The 13,976-nt window shown below is 61.5% G+C and carries 2 protein-coding genes; both read right to left on the bottom strand.

Annotation, left to right across the window (positions count from 1 at the left end; genetic code table 11):
• Window positions 1-222 precede the first annotated feature (222 nt).
• On the bottom strand, window positions 223-5,190 hold the full coding sequence (locus J3P96_RS07630; RefSeq protein WP_434656364.1) for a dermonecrotic toxin domain-containing protein: 4,968 nt from the start codon (window positions 5,188-5,190) through the stop codon (window positions 223-225).
• 78 nt (window positions 5,191-5,268) lie between these two features.
• Window positions 5,269-13,620 (bottom strand): NEL-type E3 ubiquitin ligase domain-containing protein, encoded by an 8,352-nt coding sequence (locus J3P96_RS07625; RefSeq protein WP_434656362.1) that lies wholly within the window; start codon window positions 13,618-13,620, stop codon window positions 5,269-5,271.
• Window positions 13,621-13,976: the final 356 nt, after the last annotated feature.

Genomic DNA, 13,976 nt, shown 5'->3' with positions numbered 1-13,976 from the left:
ATTCACTATGATGACGCCAATGGCCACTCAGCGCGTGGTGACAGTCGATAACATCGGACGCGACAAACCGCGCCCATCGTCCTGCGTGGCGGCTAAGGCCTTGGATGAATTAGGCGCGATTATCTTTGGCGGCGATACTGTCAGAGTTGACAGGTACCCTGACCTGTTCGGTTTCGCCCTCATGTCACCCAAGCAAAGGTCGGCCGGCTTCACCCCACCCACTTAGGGCGCCGCCCCCAGACGCCCTCCGCCTGCCCACCAGGGCCCGACCAGTTCCTCGGTAGCCTGCATGGCGACACCCTCGGCCTCGCTGGCCTTCACCGCACGAAATATCGCCCATGCCCGCCGATACTGGTCTTCGTTGAGCTGGACGGCGGCGTTGCCCCAGACCACGTCCGATGCCGCTTCCAGCGCTGGGCCAGGTAGCGCTCGGGGAGGAGCAAGCAGATAGTCGCGCAGCACCTGCGGCCAGTTGGACGTGTCGACCGGCGTGCTGGAAGCCTCGGTCAAGGTTTCGCCGAGCTCATCCCACTGTGTCTGGAAGTCGGCCCAACGCGCCGACATTTCCCTAAGGTAAGGGAACCAGTAAAGGTCACCGTACTGCGGGTTTTCCCATGTCGAGAATGCCCCCTGGGTTTCGAGCAGGCGCTGGACGAAGCGCTCTTGAGTAGCGTCATTGGCGATACGCACGCCATCCCATCTTTGCACAACACTCAGGTATTGCTGCCAGGCACCGAAGAGATCATGAATGAACGAGGCGAAGGGTGGCTGTTGGGGCTGAGCCATTGCGCGGCACCAGCTCAGGAAGATCGCGAGGTGCGTTTCCAGCTCGTCCAGGATCGGCGGCGTCGCCTCATCCAGGATGGACAGGGGCAGATGCTGCAAACGCTGGCAAATGCGCTTTCGAAACGCATCAAAACGTTCATCGAAATCGGGAACAAGCCCTGCCAGCTGCGCCGTCTCTGCGTCCAGCTGGAAAAAGCACCCGGCAATGGCCAGGGCGCGATCCCTCCCGCTATCGAGATCGGGACCGAAATCGTATCCCTCACTCTGCTTCACCGCATCGCTGAGCCAATCCAGGAATCGTCCATCGGCAGGATTCTGGCGCAGGGCTTCAAACCGGCGCTGCACCGTTTCATTACCCATCCAGATGTCCCGGCTATAGGCGAAGCTTTGCCCGGTGCTGCGCAGACGCTCGATCTGTTCTGTCGACAGAGGATTGTCATCCAAGGCCACAACCATCCTCTCGCCCTCCCCAAGCGGGCGCGCCAGCGTCGGCAACAGGGCTTCGACGCTGGTAATGCGATTGCCCGACAGGTCCACGGCGAGCAGCCCCAAGGGATCGCGTCGCAGCAGCGCGATGACCGCCAGGGGAACGCTCTCGATCCGTGCCAAGGAAAGATCCAGGTCGGTCAGCTGGGATAATCCTGTCAGGTCCGGCAGTTCGCTGATGATATTTGCGCCCAGGTTCAGGCGCCGCAGATTGGCCAACTGGGCCACAAAAGCAGCACTTTGAGCGTCCAGGCGCAATCGGCAATTCGTCAGGTCGAGCAACTGCAATCGAATCAAGCGCCCGATGGCCTGGAGTTGCGCTGGCGCGAACCCGTCATTATCCGACCACACCAACTCCTCCAGCCTGGGTAACCGGCCCAGCGCCTCAATGGCAGAGACGCCGCCGGGCCCCTCGGCATCCATCGAGGTATCGATTCCTGACAAATCCATATGTTGGAGTTCAGAGCCCGCCCCCGCCGCGAGCAGTGGGGTAAACGTCTGGTCATCAAATACGATCGGGTTGCGGCCCAGGTGCAACAGTCGCAACCGCGGCATCTGCGCAATTGCCGGCGGGCAACGGGTCAGACGATTTTCACTGAGCCAGAGTGCCGCTACGCGAGGGAACAGACGCAGAAAGCGCGAAGGGTCTGGCGTCAGGCCCATATCACGCAATATCAGCAGCTCGACATGGCTGAAATCAGCGTCGATGCTCGGCAGCACCCCGACCGTATCGCCCTCCACCGCCAAGGAAAAGACTTCCCGCACCTCACCTTCTTCAACCAAGGTGGAAGTCCTTTCACGCCGCCAACATTTACGCAACTCCTTGCCAAAATGCTGACGTGTTTCCAATCGAACAGCCGGGTTGTCGTGTTCAATTTCATGATGCTTGCCCGCTGCCGTCTCCCAATTGCGCAGGCTCAAGTCGAGCCGGCTCCATTCAATCTCCTTGTCACTTACGAACGATTCGATGGCCCTGCCGGTACTGATGCTACGCGCCTGCAATTCAGCCTTTACGGCGGCGCTGATGTCTTGGTCGGGGTACAAACTCCAGAGGCGTTCGTCCAGCGTGCGGCGCGCCGATACCAGCGCCGAACGGTCGATCATCGGATAGCCGCCCAGTAACCGCAGCTTCGGCGGTGTCAGCGCGAGCATGCCCAGGTGCAGGCGCAACGACGCACGGGAGTTCAATGCGCGCTCGAACAGGCGAGCACGCAGGTCACCTTGCCTTTTATTAGCCAGCTCCATGGGGTTGGGTTGGTTATCGAACAATATGCGCGACAGGGCGATTTCAAGGTTGGTCAGCGCGGTGAGTGCCTTGCCCGTCTCGTCAAATAACTGGTAATGCGCTCCGGTGCGGCGAATAGTCTTGAGCGGTCCCCGCTTGCCCACCCTCAGTGGACCACCGATAAATCCCTTGTCAAGAATGAGCTGGACTTGTACCTCTCCGCCAATCTTATCCAGTTCGGGGCCGAGCAAGGCCATGACCAGCCGGTCGCGGTCATTACTCGCTTCGGAGGCCAGCATGAACTCCAGCGCACGACAGATTCGCAGCTCCCGCAGGGCCTCGACCGTTCGCCTGGCGAGGCTGTTCGACACCCGGCCGGCCAGCAGCCCTTGCAGTTCCTCGCCGGTTACGCTTGCCAACAGCGAATCGAGCATGGGGCCTGGCAGACTCGGGAACAGGCGATGCATCAGTGCTGCGCCGGGACGGGTTTCAAGCTCGGTAAACGCGTCAAGATCGGCGAAGGCGTCAATCAGCAGATAGCTGTGGGTCTTCAGCCTGTCGGCCAGTCGGTCGGCGAGGCGTTGATGGACGAGCGTGGGCTCCTGTGCTGAAGCTCCCTCGCCCAAAAGTGCACGCACCTCGGTTGATCCAAGCTGTGCGAGCAACCGCTGCTGCCAACGCCCGGTTCTGAAATCCGCCACGTCGAGAAGCAGCTCGGCGCCGGTTCCTGGCGAGGCGAAGGAGGTGCCTGCTTCGCCGGTATAACGAAACGCCCGCTGGGCTGGCCAGCCGGGCAGTTCCGTGAGCATTTGCACCATCCCCCGCGGCACACTTGGCAAAGCCTCGCCGGCGCGTAAACGGACCTCGGCCTCCAGCAACTGCTCGCGTGCTTCGAAGCGCCGGGCCATGTAAAGCAACTGCCCCGGCAATGGCGTGTCGTTCAGCGCCGCATAACGCAGTTGCTCATCAGTGATGCCTGTCGACCACTGGGCGCGTTGCAGGCTTATATCGCGCAATAATCGAAACCCGGGAACGACTTCGCGCAGCAGGCGAAAGCCCGTCATGCACAAGGGGCTCTGATAAGCCCAGCGCCACCCTCTGGCTCGGCTCCACTCAAGCGCCGGCTCCATTCCACGATAATTCGCCGGCAACTTGAGGCGCAGCGAACGCTCATCGCCAACGACCTCATAGAAGTGTTCACCGACCTTGACCCAGGCTCTGCCGGCGGCACGCCAGATGCCAAATTCGTCAGGCGCCAAGCCGGCCGGGGGTGAGCGTTTGGCGATGAAGCCCGCGGTGAGACCGTGCCACAGCCGTAGACTGTCATTGACCAAGGGGACGGGAAACATCTCGCTCACCAGGGTGTTGGCCGCGACATCGCCCGCGGCCTCCATGCCGGCGTCCAGCGCGGCATCGAACAGATGCCCAATCGCCTGGCGCAGGTGGCCCTCGCTCAATTGCTGGATGCCCTCATAAACATCCTGGACGAGTTGCCCGATGCCGAGGACCGCCGCCGCGGATTCCACCACCTCGGCGCCAGCCACACAGATAAGGACCAAGGCAATGACTTCAATCTCAAGGTTCAGCCACCAGTGGGCGTTCTTTGGCAATGCGTTGCGCTCGATAAGAGCCACCGGTCTCGCGACCTCCGATGCACGTGTCATCACGCTGCTGCGCCAATTCTGATAAAGGCCGTGATAATAACCGTCAGGCACTCCGCCCGCGTTGAAGTCCCATTGCTCATCTTTCGCCCTATGCTGCACAGCCTTGTCGAACCAGCCCCGGTCGCGCAATGGCATAAGGCTGCGCAGGAATGCGGCATCGTCCGTGCGGGTCAGGCGGGCGAACAGGTCCTTGGAGAAATCGAGCGAACTGGAATATTGCTTGAGCGGTGCGACAGGGTCGCCGGGAATATGTACCACCAACGGTATCGTCTCTACTGCGGTGCCAGGGTGCCGGGCCCAAAACACCCGTACGCCACGCAAAACCGCCGGGCGATTCGCGCCCTCCGTATGCTTTAACTCAAGACCGCTGATGTACACCGTCGTCAAGGCTTCCACAGGACGGGCGGCATCGAGTTGGATACGGACGTAAGCCAGGATGCGCTCGCCTTCGGTGTCCAGCAGGCCTTGCATTCGGGCCCGTTGCGCATCGTGCTGAAGCAGTGCCTGATAATAGTCGAGGTATTTTATTGCAAGACGCGGCACATCAACCGTTTTGCTCGGCCATGCAGGCATCTGACCCTGCAACTCCGTTTGATAAGCACCGCCGATGTCGAGCTCGCGGCACAGTCTCGCGAATTCACCAGGTTTTGTACGCGAGGCCCAGCCACTATCGGGACGAAGCTCAAAGTGGCTCCCCCTGGCAAATGCTGTCGCCTGGGTATCGGCTCGGGTGAAGTTGTACAGCGCCCAATCAAACAGCGAGTGTCTTTCGCGCTCATTGGGCTTGACCAGAAACGATGACTCCAAGTCAATCGACGCGCCAAACAACCGATCCATCGCCGGTTGCAGGCGCGGTAACGCAAAATCGCGTATCGAGGGAACAGTCTTTATTGCATCGTTCAACCGATACCCGGCCGTGGCCAGGCTGAGGGCAGCCTCGCGCATTTTGGCCTGTTCGGCAGGACGTGCCTCAAGCAGCCAGGCGGGAAGCCGGCTGCGGATAAAAGAGCGGTGGGCCAAGGTTGGCATCTGAAACCTCCATGATTGTGGAGGCCTCAGTTTGTGCAGGCGCCCGGCGGCCTTGGCGGTACATATATATAGGGCGGCTCACTCAGGCGGATGGAGTGCGTTGCCCTCCTCGGCGGTCAGCTCGCTGATCAGCCGTTGCTGGTTCGCCTCGTGCCCGCTAACCATCTCCTGCAGGTGGGCAGCGCGCTGCTCAGGGTTGTCAGCCGGATACACATCATCAATGTCCAATACCCGTTGCCGATACTCGGTTTCGAGGCGAGCGAAACGAGCGGCGTAACGTTCGCGCAGGTACTGGGTCCAGAATGGCTGGAGCTGGCCGTAGTTGAGCAGGCCTCCCAAGCGCTCCTCCTCCAGAACAATCTGTACCACCCTGGACAGCTCGCCGTGCCTGATCCGGGCAGCGCCGGCAAATGCCATGCTTCCAGGCGCGACAAGAAGGCCGAGGGGCTCGCGCGTGCCGATCAGGTAAGCCATGCGTACCTCGGCAACATCACGTCCCCCTGCCTGCCGGTTGGCAATGACCTCGACCGCATCGGCCCGATACTTGGCCCGTAGCCGCTGGTAGAACCAGGCCCCTCGTTGCTCTTCCGGCATGCCGGCCGGCAGCGCCTGATGAACCATGGCCTCGGTTTCGATCCGGGCGAATTCGACACGCAAGCCATCCACACAGGTTTCCCCCTGCGCGCGCATCCGCGCGCCCTCCTCGGCCATATCATTCAATCGGCGCCGCAACACCGCGTCGTTGCCAGCTTGTTCAAGGACCGTCCAGACCGAGCCGATCAGTTCAGGTCGGCGGGCAGCGTGGAAAAAATCGTTGGTTTGCCGCAGTTGATTGATCATGGTCATGAGGTTCGAAGCGCCTGCCCGCCCGATGTCTTGCCATAGTTGCCGGCGACGTGCCGCTTCGAGTTCATCGAGTCCTTCGAGCCATGGGTCGACACTGGGCGTAGGGACCGGTCCCGGTTGAGCGAAATGATCAAGCTGCAAGTCATCCAGTTCGAAGGTAAAGCGAGGGATACCCGGCTGCACCGCGGCCATCGAGTCGAGCAATCGCTGGGAAAGCTCGGGATCGAGCGGGTTGCCTGCCAGCACTACTTCGGTGGATGCCTGGTGATTGCCTTCGTTGCTGAATACATCTTCCGGAATGTGGGTGAGGAGATTTTCGGACAGGTCGAGTTCTTCCAGGCTCGATAGCAAGTGTGCGTCTATCCAGCGGGGAAACTGTTCAATATGCATACGGCTGAGATAGAGGCCCGCGTTGGCACCGAAGCGATTGGCCAGGGCCGTTGTGTTGTCGATCGCTCCCAGGCGGTTACCGCCCAGGTTGAGGTGCATGAGGTGGGCGACCGAGGCGAACAGCTCGATGGCCGGCTGGTCGATCTCGATGCCCAGGTTCGTCAATTCCAGCCACATGAGTTCGGGGAGCGAGCTAATGGTTTCGGGTAGCCTGGCTATCGGGCTCGTCGGGCTGCTGATGATCAGGCTGCGCACGGCCTGGAAACGTTTGATGAGCTGCCCGAGCTCATGGTGACCAAGACCAGGCCGCCGTATCTCCAGGTCGTGCACCGCCTGGTAGGCCTGCGCTGGAAGATTGTCCGGCGGCAGTTCCGTCAGCAACTCCAGTGCCAATGTCGCGCCCTGGCCGCTGCTGCGGTAGCGTTGATGGGCCTCGAACATCCGCGCACCGAGCCGTTCTCGCGCCACGCGAACGGTATCGGGCACGGGCGTGGTGGAGCTGCTCGCCTGCGCCCACTCGGTGAAGACCTGACGAATTCGTAGCGACTCCTCCTGCCATGTCTGCACCTGCCGGCGCAACTCGCCAGGTAACGGCCTGTCGTCAACGAAAAACCGGTAGCGACGGTTCTCCCCGTTGGCGAAGAGGACCCTGGCCCGGACCTGTTGCGGCAGGGGGTTGCCCTCCAGTCTCACCTCGATGTGACGGGCGGCACTGCTCGGGTTGGCCAGCAATCCCGCAGGTATGGCGTCGATCCGGTTATTGACCAGGGACAACTGCTCGGTCGCGCTGAAATCGACGATCGGGAAAACCTGAAGCCTGCAGCCATCCAGAATGATCGAGCGCAGCCCGAAGTCGCTCAGGTCGAGAATCGCATTGTCCGGCGGCGTCAGTCCCCTCGCGCCGGTCAGGTCAAGGATCTGCAACGTGGTAATCCGTCGAATCGCATTCAGATGACGGGCGGCGTCGTGCATGTTGAGCAGGCTCAGATGCAACAATTGCGGGACGTGCTGGGGAGGTGGGACAAAAAAACCCATGAGGTCGGAGCAGTCGATTTCCAGGCGGGAAAGGTTATTGAACCTGCTCAGAGGTTCCCGGTTAAGCCAGCGTACCCCCGGCCCCAAGCGCAAGCCGTGGACGCTCGAATAAAAACAGGGCGGCAGGTCGACAAGCGACTCGACAGGCACGTTGCCGAGTTGCAAAACCGCCGGGGGCAGATTCAGCTCAGTTGCCCAGGCATCAGCCTGCCAGTGCGCCATCAGCGCTGCGTGCAGGTCCCGGTGCTCCTCAATGCGCGCGGGAGAGGTGACAGACAGCATCCTTTGCCTTCGTTCGAGTGCTTCGTTCATGCGCGCACGCTGGAACCCCATTGTCGATAAGGTCTGGGCAATTGCCTCGGCGCTGCGGCCTTGTGCGCGCAGAGTGGCCAGTGCGGCCAGTGCTGCATCGGAACCGGAATCGCCAGGAACATGGAGCGCCCGCATGTGCTCCAGCAATCTAGCCTCCGGGAGCGGCTCTTCGAACCGGGACAAGGCTTGCCGCCAGTTCGGCACCCGGGTCGGCTGGATCGGATGCAGCGTAGCAAACGGAAAGTGCCGCATGGCCGCTTCGAAAGCCGATCGCTCGTATGCCGGGTCGTATATTCCAAACGAATCCGCCAGGCCCATCTGTGGCAGCAGCGGGTACGCCGGTGTTTGCGCGAGCACATCATTGAACAATCCGGTGCCAGTCAGCCTGGAATGCTCACGGTAGAAGTCCTGCAAGTGCTGGCGGGTGTCCCTGGGTGCGATGCTGTCGTAATGGGCCCGTCCGGCTTGATAGCGTTGCGTCATTTCCAGTGAAATCGCCTGCAGGATCCGGTTGTCCGGGCGACTGGCAAAATGGCTCGGTTCATAACCGGAGCCCAACGCGCTACGGACCCAGTTGCCCAGCAACAGCCCGTCGTCAGTGGCGACGAGCTGACCCGGTGGGATGGAGATCAGGATGGCGCTGTCGACATCCAGATAGATACCGCCATAGGCATTCAGCAATGGATAGCGCAGCACGTGCGAGGCGGCGGGATAATAAGGAAGCGCGGCACCGGTGATATGACGGTATTGCTCGCCCAGAGGGGTGCCGCTCAGGTTCTGGAAAAATAGTTCGTCGTTCAGGTTCCTGATTACCAGGCCAGGCATCAGCTCGCCCGCCTCGGTGACCAGTTGCTGCAGTGCAGCGGGCTCCAGATCCACATGCAAGATACTTTGGAAGCCCGGAGCCTGGCGGGCGTTGAAGGCCATATTGACCAGGGCATCGCGCCCGAGCGGGTCCCGCCCTAACCAGAGATAGTGGACAACGGCCGGAACCGGTTCGAGCTGCATCGGCATCGCCGGCAGTGCAGGCAACTCGACGGTCCGCAGGTTGCCTGGGGGCGCCAGCAGCGCCGGCCGGTTGCGGAATTCGATGAGCGTACCGCGTTGCCATTCGCCTGCGGCGTTGCGCCAGAGCATGGCGCCGAGCTGACCGCCGCGCCTTTCTCGCCATCCGCCTTCCGCGGCGTCATAAATGACCTGAACCGCGATGCGCACTTGAAAATCGGGGGCCGCACCTTCCACCCCATCCATGGGCAAGGTGACTTGACGCGGGATTGGAGGCTGCGCTGCGCCCGCCGGAAGCATCCCGCCAGCCAGCCCGCCCTGAGCCAGGCGCCATTGCTGCTCGGCCTTGGCATATTCCACCAGCGGACCGCTGTGCTCGCCACGGCTGATGCGCAGTTGCGCATTGGCGCTGCGGTGCACCTGATACAGGTTGCCCTGCATGGAAATGTATTCGGCGTCGCCCAGGCGATACAGGTGGTCCTGCAAAACCGCGCCGCTGATATCCACATCCCGCGCATGCAGGTCGATCTGCTGGGCGATACTCAGCTTGCGATTGCCCCAGCTGAAATCCGCACGAAAATTCACCGCTACCGTGTCGACGGGTCCACGGGTAATCGCCGGCAACCTGCGCAGGCTGTGTGGGGCCAGGAGCCCGCGCGTTCTCCAGATATGCCGGGTATGTCCGTATGCCAGGGCAAAAGTGTCTTCCATCAGCCAGTGAAGTTGGCGCAAACGCCAGAGCGTTTCGTTCAACACTCTGACGCCCTTCCACCCAGCCCTGCCGACCAGCGCAAACAGGCCCCACGGCATGGGATTAAGGGCTTCAAGCGTTCCGATCAGCAGCACTTTGCTGAAGGCGGCGCTCGCCACGCCAGTCTTGGCCAGCCGCAAGGCGACTTTCGACACCACCAGGCTGGTAGTGCGGGCGACCACCCGCCCCAACGTTACCGATGCCGTGTAACCGCTCCTGAACGCGCCATTAAACGGCAGCAGGAACGTGATGACTTCCAACGCCGCGAACAGCACCGTGGCGGTGCCGACCTGGTTGTGCTTGATGTCCAGATAAAGCGAGTAGAAAGGCACGATGAAGCTCAGCGGCACGTCAAGCTCCCGGTGCCATCGTTGGTACTGGATTTCCAGAGGCGTGCGCCGCCGGTAGTAGGGGCGCAACTGGCGGACCACCTGGCCAAAATGATGCTCCTGCATCAACTTGCAGAGTCCCTCGACAGCCTGCCGCTCCGGTATTACCTGTTGGTGGCGGCGAGGCCGATAAGGATTGTCGAACAGATACGTCAGCTTGCCGCCTTGTTCCCTGGAAAGGCCCTCGCGACCTTCGATATAGGCCGTCGCATCCAGCGCGGGGAGTCCGCTGAAGTCGTAGACCTCCAATACCTTGCCGGGGTAATAAACCGTGGAGCCGTAATATCGGTGGACTCGAGCGTCCGCACCGATTTCCAGGACAACCTTGCGAACCGTGCCGGAGGGGCAGAACAGTTCGTAGGCATAGCCGTCTCCCAGCGCAAGCACGCCGAAATGGCCCAGCCTGTTTGGCTTGCCTTCGGAATCCTTGAAGCTTACCGACACCAATCGATCGGCAGCCATCAGCTCCCGGCGCTGATGCGCGGGAAGATCAAGGATGGCGTCGATCATCTTCTCGCGCTGAGCGGCGTCGCTGGCCTGTTCAAAACGGTCATAGGCCTTCTCGAATCGAGCGGACAATGCCGGACCACCGAGCTCCCTGCTCTGAAAGCCGAGTTCCTCGTCGTTCAGGCCATAGCCCTCCACATTGGTCATGTAGCGCTCGACATCGGACATATAAGGTCCATCCCACTCCTTGGAGATCCAGCTGCCGATCCACTTGCTCAACGTAATCAGGATACTGTCGAACCGGCGTTTCTCCTCCAGGCTCGTCAACCGCTGCTTGTCCTGATCGACGCCGGGCGCATCGATTTTGATCTGCGCCCGCGCCATTTCTTTCCGGTCCGGCGGCGGCTCAAGCAACGCGTTGAGGTTTTTCTCCCGCCGCTCGCTATCAGCATGGGTAAATTTAATGGCCTTTTGCGCATCGTCATCGGCGACTTCGTCGAGGCCACCGGCACTCAGATGGCCTCGGCACATCGCGAAATAGATCGAGGCATCGTTGCGCAGCGCCGCACAGGCGGCTTGCTGAGCTTGCGTCAAGGTTTCCGTCAGGACATTCGCCCACAAGGCTTCAAGATCAGTGAAACGCTTGCGCCAGGCGAGCCCGGGAACCGTTGCCTGGGCCAGTGCCACGGCGTGACGGAAATCCACGGCCGTCTGTGTATGGCCATACAACAGGGTAGGAGGCAGCCCTCGGACAAGAAACGCCGGAGCATAGCGGCGCAGCAACATGACCGCCGCCAGGCTGCCAGCCCACTCTGAATGCCGGGTGAAATGATTGCGCAGATGCCCCCACAGCGCGTCCAGCACCTGCTGCCAGGTACGGTCCCCCAGGGCTGGGTCGTAGAGATTGAAGCCGCACAGATAACCGGCGCGGTGTGTCTCGGGTGGGTACAGGTAATCGGTGAGGGCCGAGAGCGCAAGCGCCTGGCACCGCTCGGGGTCGGTATTGGCCGGCCATCCCGCCGGCTTGAGCAGCGCCTGTTGCAAGCGCTCGAAGGCCGGCGAATCGATAAGCGCGTCCAGCAGCGGATTGATCTCTTCGGCCAGCTTGTGGGGCGAAGCGCGGCTGTAGTCAAAAGCCCGGGGCGCCTCCAGCACGGTGCAAAGCGCCTCGACATCCGGCATGGCGGTGCCGCCGCCGATGTGCCGGTGCACCACAGTGCGGCGCCAATTCTGCGTGACGAGTTGGGCGTCGATCCAGTCGGCGCAGGAGAAGCAACTGTCAGCCGGCGCGCCAGAGGGCAACAGCGTATTGGCAATCGCCAGCGTTTCGTGAGGCGTTGCTGGCCTGGCCGCGTCAAGCAACCCGGCCTGGAAATGGAAGACTTTGTGGCGCCCGCCCTGGTCAGGCCAAGCCAGTTCGGCCGGAGTCGCCTGCGCAGCCCAGAGCCGGCGGGCCAGGCATCTGGCCAGGCTTGGCGCTGTGGCGGCGCTCGTGGGGAAATGATCAGGCAAGGCCTCGAAAAGGCGGGCGGTTATTTTTGCGATCTCAGCCGTACCGAAATAAGCGGCGAGCCTGGCGGCATGAACATTGTCAGTGATGGGTTCAGCCTGGTGGTCGGCGACCTGTCCTGGGAAAACCTGCATCAGCGATACGGGCTCAGGTTGACCTTGCAGTGGCAATGCTACATCTGGGTGGACTTGCAGATGGCAGGCCTGAAGCAGCGGTTCAAGATCAAGCGTTTCGGCGGCACGCAACGTCCGTAACGCCAATGCCTCGGTTGACCAGGTGGTTTCGCTGGTCAATAACCGGTCGATACGTTGGCCCAACTCATCCAGGGAGCCGGTCTCAGGGACGTGTCGATAGGCCTGCTCCAGGTCACTGCGCAACCGCTGGAAATTGCTTTGCGCCAGGTGCTCGAATACATCGTCGCTCAGTTGGCGATAACGACACAGCTTCGTCGCGCCAGGATCATGGAACCCCACCTGCGCCCGCTCCCGGGCCTGGATGTAACCCAGCCAGGGCCGGAAGAGACCAGGGTCATTGAAGCGCCGCTCCAGCTCGACCCGCAGCGCCTTCAGATGGGCAAACGGCTCGATGCCCAGATGAGGGGCAACCAGCATGACGGAGCTTTCCCTTCGCGTGCCGATTACCAGCACGCCATGCAGTTGCTGGCGGCTGCCATCAGGCATCTCGATGTACAAGGCCGTTACATGGATTCGCCCCTCGGCCTCGACTGTCAGGTCCTCTCCATGGAGGACCGTGGCGCCGCGAATCTGCGACACCTCGCGCAAGGTCTGGAAATCTCCAGTCCCCACCACGGCATCGGCGCAGGCCAGGCGCGCCTGTAGCACAAAGCGTTGGCGGTAGGCTTCGGCCAGCGTCGCGAAATCAGCCTCAAGTACTTGCCCGTCGCCGAAGGCCTGGATGCGAGCGGCAAATGCGTTGAGCTGCGACCCTTTGACGGTCAACCGAAACGCCAGCTGTCCAGGCCGCTTGTCGGTGAGCTCGTAGGCGTCGTCGGTATTGAAGACCCGGGCCTTGGCGAAACTGGCGTAGATGATTGACGCCAGAGTGTGCGGCTGCGCGTCAGCGGCAATGTGCTCCGTCACTGCCACTTGCTCGAAGTCTTCCAGGCTGTCGAGCCTGGCGAGCGGCGTAAAGGCCTGAGATATTTCCTCCTGGAGCAGGGCCAGCAACCCCGTCGCGGAGGTCAGTTGCTGGATTGGCGAAGGCCGTTTGCCCAATGTCCGGACCCAGGCCTGTTGCTGATTACGCAACGAAAGGTCATCGGCGAGGTTGGCCAGCAGAACCCAGGCGTGTTCGCTCAACGGTCGTCGGCTGTGTGCTTTCAACTGCTCGATCAGCGCCTGCCTGAATTCGGCGCGTGCCGGGGGATGGGGTGTTTCGACAGGGTATGCCAGTTCAGGTGCCAAGCCTTCCCAGGCCGCGAGACTCAATTGGCCAAGGACTTTGCGCACGGTAAAAGGATCGACGCCGTCCACCGCGACAGCTTGCAGCCGGGCAACCTCCTGTCGCACCGCGGCCTGGGTGCCGAGAACGGTAATGAAGTGGCGGTCGGCCCAGCGCTCCGGGGCCACGTTGAAGGGAGCGAGCAATTCCACCAGTCGAGCCAGGAGGATCAGCGCTTGCTCTGCCATGGGCGGAAACTCGGCACGGGTAACGTTCGGCAAATGTCGCGCATAAAGATCGGCAACGATCTGGTCAAGGTGGACCTTGGATTGGGTGGTCGTCATGGGTATTCCAATTCGTGAATTCGAACCGATACCCTAAGCAGCGCCCGATCAGGCGAGGTGGTACTTATTTATAGGTTGATTGCAATCTTGTATCGGCAAAACACCGGGTAGACCTGGTTTTGGGGCCGCTTCGCGACCCAGCGGGAGCAAGCTCCCTCCCCACAGGTCCGCCGTTTCCCTCAAGTAAAGAGCATCAGGGGTAGGCCTTGGTTTCCCGGGCTGTCACCCATGGCCGCGGAAAGGTCCTACAGGAATCCGGGAAGGATCCTATATGCATTGGGAAACAACTTGTCTTAACTGCGTGCGGTTCTTGAACGACAGCGACCCGCTTTCCGTAAGACTCAACCGCGTCCCCA

Source organism: Pseudomonas sp. R3-56 (genome assembly GCF_051132075.1).
Classification (GTDB): Bacteria; Pseudomonadota; Gammaproteobacteria; order Pseudomonadales; family Pseudomonadaceae; genus Aquipseudomonas.
The sequence above is the reverse complement of the archived record's forward strand: the minus strand, read 5'-3'. Positions and strand labels throughout refer to the sequence as shown.